Raw genomic sequence first — 18,330 nt, 5'->3', positions numbered from 1 at the left:
GATCAGCCTTCGTGGTAGACGGAGATATGGGTCACGCCCTGGGAGAGCGGGGTGAGCAGATGACAGAGGGACGAGGGGACCTGGAGCGTTCTGGGCAGGGCCACAAGCAGCTGGCAATTGACCCGATCCAGCAGGGATCTGACCGTGAGAACGGCCTTCTCGTCCAACCGTTCGGCTTCGTCAAGGGCCATGAGCAGCATTCCCTGCACCCTGCTCCGGTCGGAACCCCCGGACAGATAGAAGAGCAGGCTCAGGCAGATGGCCAGGTTGATGCCCAGCCCTTCCCCGCTGGAGAAGCCGGCGTCCCGGGTCGTGCCTTCCGCATCGGTGATGGTCCAGCGAATCCTGACGTAGGTCCGGTAGTCCGCGATCTGCTCCTCGCTGATCTCCTCGGTTCTCGCATACCGCGCGACCATGTCCCGGACCTGCTGGATGAACTGCTGCAGGGTCAGGGGCTCGCCGTGGGAAAAGAGCGTGAGCTGCCGGCCCTTGAGCCTTTTGAGCCCTTCGTAGGCCGGCAGGAACTCCCGGTCCAGCTGGACCCGCCTGATCCGGCCGAAGCTCAGGTCCGAGAGAATGCGGTTGACCTGGTGCACCCGCCGCCCGAGTTCGTTCAGGTCCACGTCGACGTTTCTCTTGATCTCCTCCACATAGGTCCTGATCCGGCCTTCGATCCCCTTCAGCTCGGCCCGGAGCTGATCAAGCTGCTCCTCCTCCCTGTCCAGATCAATGCCCTGGGGCATCATGGCTTCCAGCAGCAGCGCGACTGATTCGTCCGGCTCGCGTTCCGTGTTCACGGCAATGCCGTGCCCGGTGCCGACCTGGGCGATTCGCTGGCCAAGGCTTTGCCGCAGGGACTCCCGCTGCGCCCTGGCCCGTTCCACGAGCCCCTGGCCGGGGCTCTCGCCCGGCCTGGGCGGCGCCTCGTCAGGAAAAAAGACCCGCCACTCGCGCAGGGCGCTTTCCTGCTCCGCCGCCTCTTCCTTTTCTTTTCGGACGAACCGTTCCAGGTCTTCGGTCACCTTCAGCAGTTGGGACTGGATCCCGCCAAGTTCCTGATTGAGCACGTCACGCGCCTTTCCCTGCCGGTCCCTGTTTTCCTTCAGCATGCGGACGGACGTTTCCAGGGCCTCGGCCTCCTGGAACTCCACGCGGCCCAGCAGGACGTCGAGGGGCTCCTCCTGTTCCAGAACCGCCTTCCGGACTTCGGCGGACCGAAGCTGCTCCAGCAGGGCCACGCGCCGAGCCTCCTTGTCCCGTTTGTCCTTCTCCAGCCGGCCCGTTGCCGCGGCAAGCCGCTCCAGCTCCCGGCCGATCTCCCGGAGCTCATGGCTGATCCCTTGCAGAGCCTTTTCCAGTTCCGCGACCTGCTCCGGGGCTGCGCGCCAGTCCAGCAGGAACACGTCCCTGTCCAGCTCGGCCAACAGCTGCGCCCTGCGCTGAATCTCCGGCCTCCTGACCTCCAGATCCTGGACGCGCTTGGCCAGGTCCGCGGACCGCTTCGGCGCATCGCGATCAGCAAAGGCTTCCAGCAGGGGAATGAAGGCGAGCGCCGCGTCAATCTTCCGCTGGGCCTCGTCCAGGCTTTCCTGGGCGGCCTGCCTGCGCTGGGCGTCGGACTCCAGGGCCTGCTCCAGCTCGCGGATGCGCAGCATCCTGGCCTTTGTGCTGATCCACACCGGCCCGTCGGGCTGATACCAGGAAAGCGCGCCGATCCCGCCTGTGCTGCCCCCCTCGACCTGGACCGGCTCCTTCCAGACAGGCTCGCTCACGGGCGACGGGCCACTGTAGATCCAAAACGATTCCGGGCCTGCGCCCAGGTCCTTTGGCGAGACTCCCGGACCCGGCTCGATGGCCAGGGCCAGGGGTCCGAGGCGCTGCTGCCAGAGCTTGGCCTCGGCCAGGTCCAACCCCTCGAAGCGATCGGCCAGCGGGACGGCCATGCCCTTATCCACGGCCTCAACGGCCTTCTCCGGCAAGGGCGGGCGCCCGCGCAGCAGCTGGTCCCGTTCGGCGGCCCGCTGCCGCATGGCCGTCTCCAGCTCCTTGATCCGGTCCTTGTGCTCCAGCCGTGTTTCTTCCGCCTCAGCCCGAAGCTGGCTCAGGAGGTCCCGCGTCGGGTCCGTCGTCCGCTCCATGCCGCACAGCCGGGCGCATTGCTCCCAGTCGCGGCGGGCCGTCTCGTGGGCTTGGGCCCGCTTCCGGGCTTCGGAGGCCTGGCTTTTCAGATTGGGCAGGTCATCGACATGCCGCTTCTCGCGGTCCGCCTGTTCTCGCCCGGCGCCGATCTCCGCCCTGGACCGCAAGGTCCAACCCGTCCGCCGCTCCGCCTCCTCGATTCGCCCGAGGTACTCCCGCCACCGCCGCGCTTCCTCCGTGCGCTGCGCGAGCCGCTCCTCCTGCCGGGCTTTTTGCCGTTCATGCTCATGAAGTCGGGCCTGCAGCTCCTCCTTGCGGCGTTGCGCCAGATCCAGCTCCGTCCCTGTCCGTTCCAGGTCCGGATCGAGCCCCTGCAGTTCCTGGCCGACCGTATCCATGATCCGGCAGGCCTCGACGTATTCCCGGTGGTGGCGCAGCCGCGTTTGCAGTTCGGACTGACGACCGAGCAGTTTTTCCCGTTCGTGCTCCAGATCGGCAATCGTCGCTGACAGCTCCTGCTCCCTGGCGCTCAATTCGTTCTTCCGGGCCTCCAGGCCGGCGGTTCGTTCCTTCGCGTCCGCAATCTTCAGCCTGGCTTCCTGGACTGCGCGGGCATGCAGGGCCGCGGCCAGCCCCAGGGCCGAGCGCCTGTGCCGGGCGTACTGCTCGCAAAGCCCCTGGAGCTCGTCACGGGTTGACTTGAACCTGAGCAGGAGATCCAGCCGCTGCTCGACCTTTCTGCGTTCGCGCATCAGCTGCTCGACCTGATCAAAGCCCATTTTCTTGCGCGGCGCGGTGCAGAGCATCTCCCGGAGAAATTTCCGCAGATCGCCCAGCCTGGGCTGGGTGATCTGCCGCCACAAGCCGGAATAGAGCTTCTTCATGCCCTGTTGCATCAAGGCGATGGGAAAGATTCCTTCCTTGTGCAAAAACTCGTGGTATTCGTCGAGCTTGGCGAACTCGAGCACCTGCCCGGCCATGTCCGCGACCACCACCCGGCGCCGAAGCTCGCGCAGGTCGCTGGTGATCAGCATGGAACCAGGATCAAGAAAGAAGGAAGGCGCGGGTGCCGCGTGCGCCAGGGCAAAGGGTTCCAGATCCACCAAGTCCGAGGCCGGCTTGCGCACCAGGCGAACGCCGATGGCCTTGACGGATTCATGGCCCGTGAGAGACAGGACCGCCCAGGCCACCCTGTCCTTGATCTGTCCGGCCAGGCTGCGGTCGTTCTGTCCCGAGGCGACATTGAGGTTGATGTATCGCTGATGGCAGAGGATGACGGTCTGGATGGCGTCCAGGATGGTGGTCTTGCCCACGGCGTTGTTGCCGGAAAGGATGGTCAGGCGCGGATGGATATCCAGGCGGGCGAGGGGGAACAGCGAGTACCCCACGAGGAGGATCTCCGTGGCCGCGACCTGGCCCAGGGAAAACAGGAATCCGGGAACCGGGCGGTCCTCATGCATCGTCTGCATCCTCGTCACCCTCTTGGTTGAGTTCCTGCCCGTCTTCGTCCTCCGGCACCTCAAGGCTGCCCCAGATGCGCCGGATGCGCCGGGCAAATCCGTCCTCCGGCTCTGCTTCGCAGTCGGCCTTCCCGCTGGAGTCCCGGCCTTGCTGGATCAGGTCCCGGCCCACCTCCAGGAACCGCTGCAGGGCGGGCAGGCGGTAGAGCTGGACAGTCCCCCAGTCGGCCCGCGGGGAGGGCTTGATCTCGATGAACCGGTATCTGGCCAGTTCATTCAGGGAGGTGCGCATCCAGTCGCGCAAAAACCGGTGCTGGCGCTCGCTTTCCTCCTTTTTCCGGGAGCGCTTGCCCCTGGGGTTGAAGACGGTCAGCAGCAGGTTGAAATCGAATGTGGACAGCAGGTGGTCGTGAATCTCCGCGGCCCCGACCTTCTCGATGCCGTCGATGCCCTGGTTCAGGAAATGCCAACTCAGGAACAGCCCCAGAAAGGTGGCCCCCCGGCCCAGGCGGCCGGGCTGCATATGCCCGGTTTGCGAAACCAGGTACGCGAAGGTTTCCTCGCCGATGGTCGTGCGTACCAGCCGGTAGCCCAGAAACCGGAAAAATTCCTCCCAGGCCGGCCCTTCCTCCTCAAGAAACCGGAACTCCGCGGGAAGAAAGGCGTCAATGTGCTCGCCGCGCTGCAAGCGGTGAATGATTCTCCGGGAAAGATCCTCGTTCTCCCAGAGTACGGAAGGAAGATTATCCATGAGCATGTTCCGCCTCCGGACGGGTATGGTCGGAAAAAAGGGCGACGTTCTTGACCAGGGTCCCGGGCATCAGTCGCCGCCAGCCTGAACCAGGTTTGACGCTGACCTCCGGTTCCCATTCCGGCATGTCCTGGACCAGGAACCAGAGGCCGGTCATGGCCTCGGACAGCTCCAGATCGCAACTTTCGATCAGGTCCCGGGTCCACTCCACGAGCTCCCGATCCGGCCGCTCGCCCCATTCCGATCTGGCCTGGGAGAGGAACCGCTCCCGCCACTCCGCGCCTCGGCTCTTTACCGCTTCAGGGATGAACTCCGTGAGCGCGGCAAGGTGGGAAGCGTCGATGCGCACCGGCAAAACCGCCGTGTCCTTGTTCCATTCCAGGCTCAGGCGTACGGGCCGCGAGCTGTGCAGGACCGACAGCCTGACCTCGTGCTGCAGGGCATGGCGGACAAGATCCAGCTGGACCGCGCTGAGCCGGTCGCGCAGGGAAAAGGCCCCGACAAACCCCTGGTACTTCACGCAGGAGCGGATGAACGCCACCAGGTGCGCCAGCATCTCCTCCACCCGACGCTTGAGGCCCTCCAGAAAATCCAGGCTTCTGTCCAGGGCGTGCAACAGATCGGCGTTGCCCAGATGTGTTTCCCGACAACGATAGAGTTCCTCGATCAGAGGGAAGTACGAGGAGCCTTCCTGAACCGAGTCCAGCAGCTCTTCCAGCAGCTTCCGGCTGACCCGCACCGCTTCCAGATGGGCTTCGAACTGATCCGTCTCCCCGCTGCTGCCGTATTCCTTGATCCGATGCTCCTGGGACTGCAGCGCCTCCTCGATGCCCCGGAGCTTGTAGTCGATGCTTTCCTGGACCGTGCGCTGAAACACGTACCGGAGCCAGTCATGCAGCTTGTCCGGAGAATTTTCGCCCAAGACCGCCCGCATCCCGGCATAGGCGGCGTTGATCTGGGTGCACAGGTCGTCGCCCGTGAAGTTCACCTCGCTCAGCAACCCCTTGGCCAGGCTGCGCCCGAGGCGGGTCAGGGCGTAGCTCCCCTCGTACCCCGAGGCCACCGAGCGCACGATCCTGAACCGCAGCAACCGCTCCAGCGCGGCGGCCGGCTGGGCCGCTTCCTCCTGGATGCCCAACTCCCTGGTCGCCCGGCCCAGCAGCGAGATCATCTCCCGGTTGGACAATTCGTTCTGTCCGATCTCCTCCTCCCTGTAGAACAGCCACCCGGTAAACGCCAAGTCGGCCTGGGTCAGCTGCAAGCCCACCGGGAATCGGGACAGCATCATCCGCAGTTCTTCGAGGTAGCGGTGATCGTGGTTGGGAAGAGTGTTCATCTCAGATGCACTCTCAGACAAGGACCGCCTCGATCCCCGCGACGAACTGCCCAAAGCTCCCAGACCTGTTCCGGTCGACCCGCATGTTCGGTGCGATGCGCCGTGCCGCATCAATCTTTGGATAGGAGTTCCTGTAGATGCCGTGCTTCTTCAGGAAACGGTGCAGGGCTTCCCAGGTTCCGCCGTTGTCCGGATTGCGAAAGATGCCGCCATTGGGGTTGATCCTGGGCAAGCCGGAGAACGTCCTTCGGAGCGCCTCTGGATCACCTATGAACCAGGACTCCAGTTCTTCGATCACTATCCGGTTCACCACGAAAAACCGGCCACTCCCGTCCGGTCGGGATTTGGAGGGCAGGCCCGCCTTTGCTGCGGCCTGCTCCAGCCTGCCTTTCAAGAGGACGCAATCGTCATCGTCACGATCGAGCAGGACAACGATGCGCAGGTCCTCGCCTTTGTCGATGCGCGTCCGGTAAGCCCGCAGCCGGTCCTCAAGCACCTTGAGCAGCTTGTACTTGCTTCCGAGGTTGATCACCTTGGTCCGGGCACGGCCGCGCAACAGGCTTGGCAGCAAATGGCGCAGCGCCTCCTCGGCGGAAGCTTCCTCCACGAGCATTTCGAGCTGGATCATGGCTCGTCGTCCTGGGCCAAGGGACTATTGGTGCTCAGGGGATCGCCGACATCGAAATGGCCCTCCATCCACAGTTCGCCCAGATTGGCACCCTGGTTCAGAAATTCTTGAATACCGGGCATGTCGCTGGCTCGCCGCGCCCGGGTGTACCCGTCCGCCGTCCTGTAGAGCACGCGCACCTCTTTCGGCTGAAGAGGATTGATGAAAAAGGGCGAATGGGTCGTGACGATGAGTTGGGTGTGGTCGGCGGCCAGCCGGCACTCTTCGGCCAATTCGGGCAACAGACGGGGATGCAGGTAGTTTTCCGGTTCCTCGATACCCACGAGTCGGGGAGGTTCCGGATCGTAGAGCAGGGTCAGGTAGGCCAGCAGCTTGAGCGTTCCGTCCGAAGCGAAGCGGGACAAGACCGGCGTGGAAAAAGGCGCGTCCTTGACCAGCAACAGCAGACGACTGTCCTGAAGCACCTCTGCCTGCACCTTTTCGATGCGCGGGATACGTCGGCGCAAGGTCGCGAAAATCCGCTCCAGCCGCTCCGGATGCTGTTCATGCAGGTACTGGACGACATTGGGCAGATTGTCCCCGGTGGGCGAAAGCCGCTCCTCGGCCCCCGCTTCGGGATTGCCCCGGACCGCATCCGCGGACAGATAGGAAAGATGCCAGCCGGTGATGAAATTGCGCAAGGCAATGACCCGCGGATTCTCCGCCAACGTACCCAGAGTGCTGACCGCCAGCACGTCCGGCCCGGACAGCGGCTTGTCCACGCGGATATCTGTCGGCTCGGGTTGTTCACCGGTGACCACCTTGCCCTGGCCATAACGGTAGTCCAGAAAAAGGAAAGGGGCGGCCGGATGGCCCCGCTTCCAACGCAAAAACTCCCGCTTCACCACGGGCCCCTTGGCCTGCTCCTCGATCTCCAGGTGATAGGTGATCAGATAGGCATCCGGCCGTTCACGATACTTGACCTCGATGACGATCGGCCCGTCCTGATCCCTGCTCCGCAACTCGCGAAAACGACCCCGACGATCCCAAGCCCTGCGCAGACCATCGGAAAAACATTCGGAGAGAAACGCGAACACGTCGAACACCGTGGACTTGCCGCTACCGTTGGGCCCCAGCAGCACGGTCAAGGGCGTCAGTTGATCAAGGGTAAGCTCTCTCAGCGCACGGTAGTTGCGCACGGAAAGGCTCTCGATGCGGGGTGGGTTCGGATTATTGGTCATAGGTTTTCTCCGTTCTGGTGCGGATGCAAAGGAAGACATCTGGTGGCCCGCCACTACGCCCCCTCTTTCGTGCGCCCCTCCACTTCAAACAACTGATCAAGCTGGCTGTTGGTGGTCACTGCCAAGACCTTCTTGCGAATGGCATCCTGACCCACGTCCAGACGAAAGTACCGGCCCTTTCCGTCTGCACCCGACATTTTTCGGATCAATTGAATTCGGTCGAACAAATCCCAGTGCTTTTCTGCAAATTTCGCCAAGCCCAGAACTTTGGGAACATTGTCCTGCCTGCTCGGATCATGGGGCTCCAGAACGTCGAACAAGAATCCTTTTGCATCTTGCCGGACCACCAGAAGATCCGGGAACATGGGTCTGACGCTACCCGCTTCTTCGCAAGGAATCTCCAGGGACCAGGGTTTGCGATCCACATTTCGCAACCAACCAATGACCGACGCATCCGCAAGCTCTTCCTGAAGCACCTCCTGCTCCCAAGCGCCAAGGTCGGCGCGAAATTTGCCGTCCTGCTCAAGGTAGAGGTGCTTGTCATATTCCCTTGCATGTGGAGAGCGCCGGAAGTCGATGACTTCCGGCAAGACCCAGGGGATTGTCTGCGCATTGCTGGCGGCCAGACGCAGACGCTGAAAGTGTTGCTGTCGCTGCTCCTTGAGTTTGGCGATATCCCGTTTGTGCTGGGCATACAGCGCATCAAATTCAGTCTCCGCGAAATTCTCCAGGCGCGTCATGCTTTCGTGGTCCTGGGCCAGGACCACGATTTCCACCTTTACTTCGTCAGCATCCCGGTGTCCCTTGGACCGCCAATAGTCCATGTGCAATCCGTTCCCCAATAACCGACCTGCCTGCTGGAACTGCCGATCAATGTCAGCTGAAGCAGCGTCAATATTGTATTCTCCGGCATCCTCGGCCAGACCGGTTCCATGATCCACGGCAACGGTTTTCAGGTCGATCCCGGCAATCGGCTTGGCCTTTTCCTGGAATGTTCCGGCATCCTGAAGCCGTTGCACTTCCTCGACCATTGTTTGGACAATTTGGCTTTTTACCCTCTCCTGTGCTGCATCGTCGATGCGGTCATGGGTCAACCCGCGCCCCAACCCCATCAGACGGCGCAAGCCGCTCTGCTTGCGTACGGCATTGACCCGGTAGGTGATCAGCTCTCCCAGTGCCCCGAAAGCCTGCTCCATGCCCTCACGGCGATGCAGGGTCACCAGTTCGCGGCTTGTGCCTGTTTCGGAAGGCGGGACGTCTTCCACGTTCTTCAAGTCCTGGATGACTGCCTCCACCGCGGTCTGGTCGTAGTGGGGTAAGTACAGATGCACGTCGTTCAGGGCTGCGTCCGCAACAACGCGCCGGGCCAGCGGCGTCCGAACCATGCGGCCAAGAAGCTGGGCAATGTAGGTGTGATCCTGGGCGCGACGAAACGACATCATCACTTCGGCCCTGGGGCAGTCCCAGCCGGTGGAGAGATTCATCTTGAAAAAGACAACCCCGATGCCTTGTTCTTCCTCAATGCGGGATGCCTCGATATGCCGCACTCTCCGGCCGTCAATATGCAGGTCGCCGCTGTCGTGAAAGGCATGGGCCGCCTCGCCTTCCCGCAGGCGGCGGCCGAGGGCGTTTTCCAAGGTCGCGAGACTCATGCTCAGGCTGGTCTTGGTCAAGGTCTTGTCAGTCCCGTCTTCCACCTGAATGACCAGAATCGGCCGGACAACGGCCCCATCCTGTTTTTGGCAGTATTCGGCCCAAAGTTGCGTGACTGCCTGCCAGCGATGCGCTGCCTCGGCCAGCAGGGTCATTTCCGCCTGACTGGCCGCGTCCGGGAAGTGAATCAGGATGCGGTCCTTCAGCAGCCCGGATTCCCGCACGTCATCGGCCTTGATATAGACCTTGTGCACCGTATGCGTGGTGCCGGACAGCAGATCCTCGAACCGGCGCGGCGTCGCGGAAACTCCGATCACCAACGGCATACGGCACAGCTCATGTTCCGGACTGCCCAGCAGAAAGCGCTGCAAAATGGTTTGCGCCTTCTCCGTGGCCTTGCCACCATGCATGCCGCGGTGGGCCTCGTCGATAACCACATAGAAGCGATCCGGCACTGCCTTGGCCGTATTCGTCAATGTCTCCCAAATCGTATGCTGCCGGCCATCCCCCTTGCGCGTTAGCAGTTTTTCAGTGCCAAGCTTCTGGGTATTCATGAAGTAGATGTGGCCGCCCTCCAACCTTTCGGCGTCAAAACCGGCAGTAATGGGCACCAACTGATTCGCCCTGATCCGGTCCGACTTGCTTTCGATTTTCAAGCAGGTCTGTACGTTCAATTCCGGCATGTCCGAAATCCACAGGATAACGGCATCAGCCTGGGCATCAAACCCTGGTTCGCCAAAAAAGATGTCCTCGAACAACGCGGTCATGACGATGGTCTTGCCCGTACCTGTTGGTGCGGAAAAGGAAACCGCCTGCGGGTTGTGGATTGAGGCGGTCAGTCGCGCCGTCGTCAACTTGGCGCGTAGATCAGCCAAGGCGTCTTCCTGAAAATCAAACAGCCCGACCTTCATCACATCCCTCCCTTGTCAGCACTCAATAAAAAGGGTGTTCGCCTGAAAAACACAAGCACCCTGTCTTGAAAGATTATCATGGCATGTACCTGTCAATGTCCAAGGCCCCGTGGAACACGCCGAGCACTTCGACACATTCCGCATCTGCGTGGCTAAGGTAGGCGATCCGGTAATGGCCATAGAGCAGGACGCGGATTTCCCCCTCAGCCACGATACGATAGCGGTAGCCGATTTCAGGGAAAATTGTTAGGATTTGGGCCTTGTCGTATATGCCCCGGACCACCCGGGCGGCTGCACTTGGGTTGTCCTGCGCGATAAAGTCGAAAATGTCCCGCAGCCATTGCTCAGCCTCCTGCGTCCAGATCAGCCTTGCCATTGCCTGATCCGTCTTTGCATCTCTTCGTTGTCGATCATCCGACCGGCACGAACATCCTCCAGCCCCCTGGCCACCATCCGGTCAAAGGCCAGTTCCCGCATGATCTCCTCATACGTGGAATCATCCGGTTGGGTTTCAAGCACCTCGCGAACCAGTTCTTTTGCAGTGGACATGCCCTTTTCCTCCAGATCACGTGGACAGATTATCGTAACTTCTCAAAAACTTGTGGCAAGCATGACCTGGATGCCCGCCTTCGCGGGCATGACGAGCTTGGGAGAACATGCCATTTCAGTCATTCCCGCGCAGGCGGGAATCCAGGGGCAGAGGCAATTTCAGAGTTTGCCCGGCGTTTTTGAGCAATTACAGATTATCAGCTTTATTGATGACGAAATTTTCCAAATAATCCCGATAGAGTTGAATCACGTTGGCGACCGTCAACTGACCAGCCATCTCCTGAAAAGCCTCCTCTGAGTCCGTCACCAGAAAGGCATGGGTCACATCGCCCCGATCTGCCAGCGCATCAACAAAGTCCGCAAACCGCGTCTCGTCCACCAGCACGGCAAACGGGTTCTTTTCCGGGATCACCATAACCGGAATCGCTTCACCCTCGGGCAATTCCGGACGCGGCCCAACAGCCCCAGCCCGCAGCCACAGGAGCGGCAGGACTTGCCGAAACTGGCGGCCCAGCGCCACCTGATCCTTGTCCAGGAATTCGAGCCGAAAATACTCAAGATTCGCAGGGAAGCCCTTCCGCATGGGGCGCTTTTCTTCCTCAGCGACAATCGCCGGGCCAAGCAGGTCGTGGATTTGCGCTTTCAAGTCGTCAAAGGTCGCCTTGCTGGCCGTGACGATGTAGAAATCCGTGATATGGTCCTGGTCTTCCAACGACTCAAGCCAGGCATCGGCTTGTGTGTCGTCGAACAGGATGGAAGCGGGGTGTTTCTCCGAGACGACGAAAGCGGAATCTCTCTTGACCTCGGATTGCGGAAGGTCATCAATCAGAGCGACCAACTGCTTTTTCTTGGCAAGGGTGTTCAGATTGCCGATGGAAGTGAAGGCAATTTGCTGGAAGCTACGGGGCTTTTCTATTTCAACGGACTTTCCGGTGAAATATTCACCCTCAAGTTCTGATCCGTCGTCGCGCTTGCCCAGTATGGTGTATTTTGAGCGGGGCCAAGTTACGGATTGACAGATGCCGTGCTGTTCCCAGTTTACTTGACCTGGATATAAACGATTTTTCGTAAGCTCCCTTGATTCTTCCTCTGAAACCTCATTGTTAGTAACCATGATGCAGCGTCGCATCCCATGATCATTATCGTTTAATAGGTTGACGGCATGAAGCGTTGTCCCTGAACCTGAAAAAAAATCAAGAATCAATGAATCCTTTTTTGTTCTTGTTAAACATGCAATGGCATCTTTAACAGCATACAAGGACTTAGGAAAAGCGAAGGCACGCGACTGGCCAACAATTTTTGAAACAATTTCAGCGCCGTAAGCTCCTGCGTCGTGTGAAGTCCTATGCCAGACAGTTTTCACTTTCCTTGCAGCTGAATCTGCATAAACGACATCTACAACATTTTTTTCTTTATCAAAATCAACAATTTTTAATTTCCCACTTTCAATTTCTTGTTGAAGCTGCTGACTAAGATACTTAATACCATATGTATTTCTATCCTTATCAAACCTGCCGAGCGAGACATATCCCTTTTCAATTAACACACGTAGGGTCTGATATCCTACTCCCCAGTTACCTAGTGATCCGTCCTTCCTAACTGGCCATGCAGCATCGTAACCATCAATTTTTAAACCAATATTTGGTTGTTGGTCAAAAGAGAGAGGTTCCCCAGTCCCAACGACAGCTCTAATCTGTTTATCAATTAAAATTGGATAAAACATATTCTTCCGGTCAGCACGTCGAGCATTAGTTCCTGAACGAAGTAAGCCTTTCCATCTGGGTCGAGAAGATACCTTAATTTGGTTCAATAAATCATCATCTCCACCTTGAACCATTGCCCCTTCTGCAAAACAAAACAGCAAATACTCCTCAACACGGGAAAAACGTCCTTGTGTTACCCCCTTTGGGTTTGTGATAGCTGTAACCATCTGAAAAACAAAATTTGAAAAAATATCTTTTAAAAGCATTCTAAGGTGATGCACTTCATGTTCGTCAATTGTGACAACGATAACGCCATGGTATGGATTAAGTAGTTTTTTTGCTAAAGACAAACGTCGGTGCATCATGGCCAACCACTTACTGTGTCGCCAAGTATCGTTGGTATCAACGTAATTATTATTGTATTTCCAGTCTTTTGCTCCTGTATTATACGGTGGGTCGATATAGATACAATCAACCTTCCCGGCATAAAGGTATTCCAGTAATTGCAAGGCGTGGTAATTGTCCGCCTCAATCAGGGTATGCCAAGGGGCGTCGTCCGGGCCGTTCTGCACCTTGTCCACCGGCATCAAAGCGGGGAAGATCGGCTCACCGAATTGGCGCACCACAACCAGATCATCCACTGACATTCTTCGTGACTCGCCACTGCTGATGTTGCGGCAATGGGCCTCACCCTCCTTGATGGAAAGTACCCGCCACAAGTCCGTAAGCGGACCGGTCCGTAGCGCAACCTTGCTGTGTTTTTTGATCTCGGCGCTGTAGATGGGCGTCATCTCCGGCAGGTGCTCTTCGAAAACCAGGCCGAATTTTTTTTCCTTGGTGATCCGTCGTACTTCCGCTGCCAAACGCTCGCGAAGTGTTCTGTCCTCAACCTGGGCAATCAGATCGTTAACTGCTGACATTTTTGGAAATTTCTCGCTTCATAAGGTTGTTTGCTTGTCGTTCGCCAACGGGAGCCAATTCTATGAGAGCTTGCCGAGAAAGGGAAAAGAAAAACATCCTTCATTTTGATGCGCACTCGTTGTAGTTGTGATAAAAATAGTCCAGATGAGCGACCCGCTCATCCTTGCTTGCCACTATTTTGAGCAGTTTTGCCAATATAGGGCGATAGGGAATGTCGGCATGCCGGATATGGGGCGGGACTTTCTTGGCATCAATCGCCTCCTGACAGATTCTCTTGTAGTCCGCTTCAGACGTGAAGAACTCTTCTTCCGGATCCTCACACACTTCACGCTCATTTTCAGGCATCTCGTTCCACAAGTTTACCTCTACTTGGTGGTATTCCTCGTAAGACAATCCGTCAGAACAACAACTTTCGATCAATTCGGTTTCCCAAATGGAATAGCCCAAGTCGTCGGAAAGCCAAAAAACGGCGCTTGCGATTCCTTCTTTGGCCTCAAACTTCGCCAAGTCTTGCAACTGGTTCTCCGGAACAGGAATCTCAGTGCGGTAGAGGTAATCAGCAAGCCATTTGATATACCGTTGATAGGTCTCCGTGTCATGACACATGCCGATTTCGTTTCCAAGCTCGTCAAAAGGAACAGTCCAGTCAATAAATGCTCTCGGGCGGGGAAGGATCATGTCGCTACTGCCTTTTATTCCAATTTTTGTAAAATAATTTTGTTATATCAGCAGGGTATCGTACCTTTGGCGTTTTTTACGATGCCCTTACATCGCGTCATCAAACTCGCCCCGATACAGCGCCGTGCCGCCTTTTTCAGGCAGGGCACCAGGGTCCAACACAGCGACCATGAACGCCGCATCCGGCACCCCCTCCCATTGGCTGACAAGGCGATACGTGGATGCCGACTCGAAGCCGAAGCGCGGATATATAACTGCAAAATCAACTCGAATAGTTATGTCGATCAGCATGAACGGCCCTGATGGGCGTGGCCGTTCAATGCTTTGGAAATCGTGTCGGCAACCCAGGCATTCAGGCTGACTCCCGCTTTGCGGGCTTCAACCGTCACATTCTTGTGCAACTCGGGTTCGACGCGCACCACGAACCTGCCTGAATAAGGTTTCTCAGGGTTCTCTCCACGCTTTGCGCAAAATTCCAGATAATCGTCGACGGAATCCTGAAAAGCCTGCTTGAGTTGCTGGACCGTTTCCCCCTCAAAAGTAATGACGTCCCGTAAGTTGACGACTTCGCCATGAAAAATATCCGCGTCGTCATCAAATTCGACTTTTGCGTAATAGCCCTTGTATTCCATCACAATTGCACCCCCGCTTCGACAAGAAACCTTCGAACGGATTTTACCGCGGCTTTGCTTGATACCCGTTCCGGATGAGGACGGTGGAAAACAGCACGGACATCATTGAGCGCCACCCTCACTCGCGATCCTTTTCCTTCACTCAGTTCAGCACCCAGCGCCGCAAGCAAGCCTTCAATATCTCGCCACAAAATATCCGAACGTTCTGGCTTTTCGAACAACAGTTTCAAAACAAGACGTTGTTTCTTATTCATGGCTTTTGATATCGCATTGTAGTATCATGTGAAGAAAAAGCAACTATGCCGATGGTCGCCAATCCCTTGCTGTTCGCAGTTTTTGCTCTTGGCAAACTCCGTTCTTCCTGGATGCACTCCATCCCCTACATCGCGTCATCAAACTCGTCTCGATACCGCGCCGTGCCGCCTTTTTCAGGCAGGATGCCCGGGTCCAGCACCGCGACCATGAACGCCGCATCCGGCACCCCCTCCCATTGGCTGACAAGGCGATACGTGGATGCCGGCTCGAAGCCGAAGCGCGGGTAAAATTCCGGGTGGCCCAGGACGATGACGAAGGGGCAGCCGGACTGACGCAAATGGTCAAGCCCGTGCCTGACCAGCCGGGAACCGATGCCTTTGCGCTGATGGAAGGGCAGCACCGCCATAGGCGCCAGCCCCATGCCCGTCGCGTCGGAGCCGTCCACCGTGGCCGGGGTGAACAGGATGTGGCCGACTACGGCACCGTCCTCCACGGCCACGAAGGCAAGATACTCCTTGCAGGAGACCCGGAGCGCGTCCACCAAACCCGCTTCCGGGCCGTTCTCGAACGCGGCCAGGTTCAGGTGGTGAATGGCGTCCTGGTCTTGGTGTTCTTCGGGTCGAATTTCAAGCATATAAGAGTCCTCTTTTAGATGGACACGATTGGCTGGATAAGGATTTCAGGTACTCACATCACTTGTCATCATGCTTTGCTACCGTATTCTTATGCTCGGGCGAAGCATCCCACAATTCGTCAATCACGGCCAGGGAACGCACGGAATCAATGACGTATTTTCTTCGGGCCGGGTGGCTGTCGAATACTTCTTGTTGCCGACCCTCCATCGCGGCGTTGTATTTTGCCTCGATGAGCGTTCCGTCCTGGGTGATGAAGTCGATTTCCACGTCCTGGTCCTTGTAATAGAATACGGGCTGGTGTTTGCGAATCCGCAGGTAGATGTAGTTCTCGAAAGAGCTGCCCAGGTCGCGGTTGCCGATGAACAGGTGCTTCACCCCCAGGTCGCAGGCGTAGATTTTTTTGGGCGAGAGGATACGTTCATTGGTCGTGCCCCAGCGCGGCACGAGATGCACGAGGTAGGTTTCCTCGAAAAAGCCCAGGTATCGCCGCGCGGTGTCCGGGGAGATTTTCAGTATTTTGGAAATCTTGTTTACGCTGATCTGCTTTCCGCCGCGCTCCATCAAGAGCGTGAAGAAATCCCGAAGAACCTGCTGGTCCTTGAGCCCGTGGAAGGCGACGATGTCCTTTTGGATGATATCGTCCACCAGCCCCATTAAATACTCCCGTCCGCCGCCCAGCACATGCTCCGGCAGCCCTCCCTCACGCATGTAGTCCATAAAATACCGGTCGAGAAGTCGGCTGTCCCGGCGAGGCAGATCAATGTCCTTGAACGCCAGGTATTCCGGAAAGCTCAGTGGCTGGACCTCGAACGTCACGGAACGCCCGGTGAGATATGCCTTCTGATCCCGCAACAGCGAGGCCGAGGATGCGCCGGCGATGATGGTGACCCGCTCCCGGTCCAGGAGATTTTTGAGCTGTCGTTGAAAGTCCTCCTGCGAGGTAATTTCATCGAATATAAGGACGACCGGACGGTCCACGCTGAGTTTGTGCAGGCTTCTGAACAAGGAAACGACGTCAAGCAGGGAATGGCCCCGAAGCAGGTAATCATCGAGGCTGACGTAGAAGATGTCCCTGGGCTCGGTGTTCGCGGCGATCAGGCGCTCAACGACAAGACGCATCAGCGTGGTTTTGCCGACCCGCCGCAAGCCGGAGAGAAAGAGGATGCGTTTATCCGACATCCTGGCCAGGATAGCCTCCACCTGGGCATCTCTGGGGCGAACCATGGACAGGTCATGGGCTTGCTCCCACCAGGGATTGTATTGATGCAGCAAATCGTCCATGACTAATATCTATACGATGGCATCGTATAGAATGCAACAAATTCATACGATGTGATCGTATGAATCGCTACATCGCATCATCGAACTCGTCCCGATACCGCGCCATGCCGCCCTCTTCGGCTTTCTTCTTTCAGTTGGATCCTGGGTTGTTCCTCAAGAGAGGGCATTGGATGTGCGACGCGATGTCCATGCCACCCCTCACAATTTCATATCCAATAATCCCTCGAAAGACTCGGGCGTCACATAGATCGCTTCATTGGCGTGAGGAAATTGATGATAGAATTGCTCCAGGGCATTGTCATGGCGTTGTTGCGGTTCACCGTACGTCACCTGAATTGGGGTAATGCCGGCTGGGGTATTGACCACGAAGTCCACTTCTCCCTTGCCTTTCCAGTAGCTGATCTCCGTAGTTTTGCGGCGCAGGGTCAGATAAACGAGGTTTTCAAAGTCCTTGCCCAGGTCCTGCCCGACCCTTGTGCTGATTGCCCGGCGGAGGCCGGTGTCGATGGCGTAGTATTTGCGGTTGTGTCGTACCCGTTTCGCTTCGGAATAGGCAAAGTAGGAGCAGCTGAAAGTCAGATAGGCATCTTCACAGGCCTGCAGATAATGGCTGACGGTCTCAGGGCTCAATTGCAAGGCGCCAGCAATGCGCCGCAGACTCAAAGCCGAGCCCACTGATTCCAGCACCATCTTGGCCACCGCTTGCAACGGGCGGCTGGACCTGGCCGAGACTCGTTCGCGAATGTCTTTTTCAACGATGTCCAAAAAATACTGCTGCAACAGTTTTTCCGGCTGGGGAAAACCCAGAACCGCGGGAAAGCCGCCCAAGCGGATGAATTGTTCCAGTTCGTCTGGTTTTCCCAAATTCTGAAACTCCGTAAAGTCAAAGGGGAATAGTTCGTGACGCAGATGGCGTCCGGTGAGGGAGCTGGCCAGTTCTCCGCCCAACAACTGGCTGTTGGAGCCGGTCACAACAAAGCAGTGCCCGCTTTTAGTTTCAAGTTGGGTGTTCAGCCACTTTTGCCAGTTGGCCACATTCTGAATTTCATCCAGGAAGAATGTCAGTTGCTCACGAGCGCGGCCCGTTACCAACTGTATAATCTGTTCCAGCAAGGCGGAATCCAGATCATTCACCAGGCGCGGATCTTCGAAGTTGATAAACACCGCCCGCTCTTTTGGAATGCGGTTGGTTGTCATCAACTGGCGCAACAGAGTGGACTTGCCGCACCGGCGTACGCCCTGGATCACCGTCACGACTTCCGGCGTCAGCACACACTGTTCAACCAGGGTCCGCGGCACCATGTCGGCCGGCCGCCGCGACCAGTCTGACCAGTCGTCCAGGATATGTTGCAGGGTTTCGTTGTCGAGCATGTCTTGCCTTCTTTTTTGTCCAGCCTAATGGACAAATAGGGGTTTGTCCAGAAAGGTGGACAAAAGTCTCGTAACTACTCAGCTACATTCCGGCTTGTCTTGAAAAGTGCTGAGTAGTTGCTCTGGAGACCGGATTGACACGGAGAGGTTCCGTTCAGGCATATGCCCCTGTTTCAGGTGGTTTGGGAGGCCAGATGAGAGAGAGGG

Annotated in this window: 16 protein-coding genes; all 16 read right to left on the bottom strand. The window is 57.7% G+C overall.

The window, feature by feature from the left end:
• Positions 1 to 2: 2 nt before the first annotated feature.
• The 16 genes from AC559A_RS01640 to AC559A_RS01565 all read right to left on the bottom strand — a co-directional run bounded on the left by AC559A_RS01640 (position 3) and on the right by AC559A_RS01565 (position 18,123).
• On the bottom strand, positions 3 to 3,599 hold the full coding sequence (locus tag AC559A_RS01640; RefSeq protein ID WP_498815837.1) for an ATP-binding protein: 3,597 nt from the start codon (positions 3,597 to 3,599) through the stop codon (positions 3 to 5).
• Positions 3,592 to 4,350, bottom strand: coding sequence for a condensin complex protein MksE (locus tag AC559A_RS01635; protein WP_498815835.1), 759 nt, complete (start codon positions 4,348 to 4,350; stop codon positions 3,592 to 3,594). Before AC559A_RS01635 ends, AC559A_RS01640 begins: the two co-directional genes overlap by 8 nt.
• Positions 4,343 to 5,686 carry a hypothetical protein gene (locus AC559A_RS01630; RefSeq protein WP_498815833.1) on the bottom strand — a complete coding sequence of 448 codons (1,344 nt, stop codon included), beginning with the start codon at positions 5,684 to 5,686 and terminating at the stop codon, positions 4,343 to 4,345. Before AC559A_RS01630 ends, AC559A_RS01635 begins: the two co-directional genes overlap by 8 nt.
• Before the next feature lie 13 nt (positions 5,687 to 5,699).
• Positions 5,700 to 6,314 carry a DUF4276 family protein gene (locus AC559A_RS01625; RefSeq protein ID WP_498815831.1) on the bottom strand — a complete coding sequence of 205 codons (615 nt, stop codon included), beginning with the start codon at positions 6,312 to 6,314 and terminating at the stop codon, positions 5,700 to 5,702.
• The gene (locus tag AC559A_RS01620; protein WP_498815829.1) at positions 6,311 to 7,534 is read right to left on the bottom strand and encodes an AAA family ATPase; all 1,224 of its coding nucleotides are present in this window, start codon (positions 7,532 to 7,534) and stop codon (positions 6,311 to 6,313) included. Before AC559A_RS01620 ends, AC559A_RS01625 begins: the two co-directional genes overlap by 4 nt.
• Before the next feature lie 53 nt (positions 7,535 to 7,587).
• A complete protein-coding gene (locus AC559A_RS01615) occupies positions 7,588 to 10,098 on the bottom strand; it encodes a DEAD/DEAH box helicase (RefSeq protein ID WP_498815827.1) in 2,511 nt (836 codons plus the stop codon).
• 76 nt (positions 10,099 to 10,174) lie between these two features.
• Positions 10,175 to 10,474: a type II toxin-antitoxin system RelE/ParE family toxin gene (locus tag AC559A_RS01610; protein WP_498815825.1), complete on the bottom strand. Its 300-nt coding sequence runs from the start codon at positions 10,472 to 10,474 to the stop codon at positions 10,175 to 10,177.
• The gene (locus tag AC559A_RS01605; RefSeq protein WP_498815823.1) at positions 10,462 to 10,647 is read right to left on the bottom strand and encodes a hypothetical protein; all 186 of its coding nucleotides are present in this window, start codon (positions 10,645 to 10,647) and stop codon (positions 10,462 to 10,464) included. The genes AC559A_RS01610 and AC559A_RS01605 overlap by 13 nt, the downstream gene beginning before the upstream one ends.
• A 187-nt stretch (positions 10,648 to 10,834) precedes the next feature.
• Positions 10,835 to 13,270 (bottom strand): site-specific DNA-methyltransferase, encoded by a 2,436-nt coding sequence (locus AC559A_RS01600; protein ID WP_498815822.1) that lies wholly within the window; start codon positions 13,268 to 13,270, stop codon positions 10,835 to 10,837.
• 100 nt (positions 13,271 to 13,370) lie between these two features.
• Positions 13,371 to 13,949, bottom strand: a complete 579-nt coding sequence (locus AC559A_RS01595) for a hypothetical protein (protein ID WP_498815820.1) — start codon at positions 13,947 to 13,949, stop codon at positions 13,371 to 13,373.
• An 87-nt stretch (positions 13,950 to 14,036) separates the two neighbouring features.
• On the bottom strand, positions 14,037 to 14,240 hold the full coding sequence (locus AC559A_RS01590; RefSeq protein ID WP_498815818.1) for a hypothetical protein: 204 nt from the start codon (positions 14,238 to 14,240) through the stop codon (positions 14,037 to 14,039).
• Entirely contained in the window at positions 14,234 to 14,581 is a 348-nt protein-coding gene (locus tag AC559A_RS01585; protein ID WP_498816051.1) for a type II toxin-antitoxin system HicB family antitoxin, read from the bottom strand. The genes AC559A_RS01590 and AC559A_RS01585 overlap by 7 nt, the downstream gene beginning before the upstream one ends.
• On the bottom strand, positions 14,581 to 14,835 hold the full coding sequence (locus AC559A_RS01580; protein WP_498815817.1) for a type II toxin-antitoxin system HicA family toxin: 255 nt from the start codon (positions 14,833 to 14,835) through the stop codon (positions 14,581 to 14,583). The genes AC559A_RS01585 and AC559A_RS01580 overlap by 1 nt, the downstream gene beginning before the upstream one ends.
• A gap of 125 nt (positions 14,836 to 14,960) precedes the next feature.
• On the bottom strand, positions 14,961 to 15,470 hold the full coding sequence (locus AC559A_RS01575; RefSeq protein WP_498815815.1) for a GNAT family N-acetyltransferase: 510 nt from the start codon (positions 15,468 to 15,470) through the stop codon (positions 14,961 to 14,963).
• 58 nt (positions 15,471 to 15,528) lie between these two features.
• Complete coding sequence (locus AC559A_RS01570) at positions 15,529 to 16,752, bottom strand: ATP-binding protein (protein WP_498815814.1); 1,224 nt, start codon at positions 16,750 to 16,752, stop codon at positions 15,529 to 15,531.
• A 198-nt stretch (positions 16,753 to 16,950) separates the two neighbouring features.
• Positions 16,951 to 18,123: an ATP-binding protein gene (locus tag AC559A_RS01565; protein WP_498815813.1), complete on the bottom strand. Its 1,173-nt coding sequence runs from the start codon at positions 18,121 to 18,123 to the stop codon at positions 16,951 to 16,953.
• Positions 18,124 to 18,330 lie beyond the last annotated feature (207 nt).

Source organism: Desulfonatronum zhilinae, assembly GCF_900182865.1.
Classification (GTDB): domain Bacteria; phylum Desulfobacterota; class Desulfovibrionia; order Desulfovibrionales; family Desulfonatronaceae; genus Desulfonatronum; species Desulfonatronum lacustre.
This window is presented reverse-complemented; position numbering and strand designations above follow the sequence as displayed.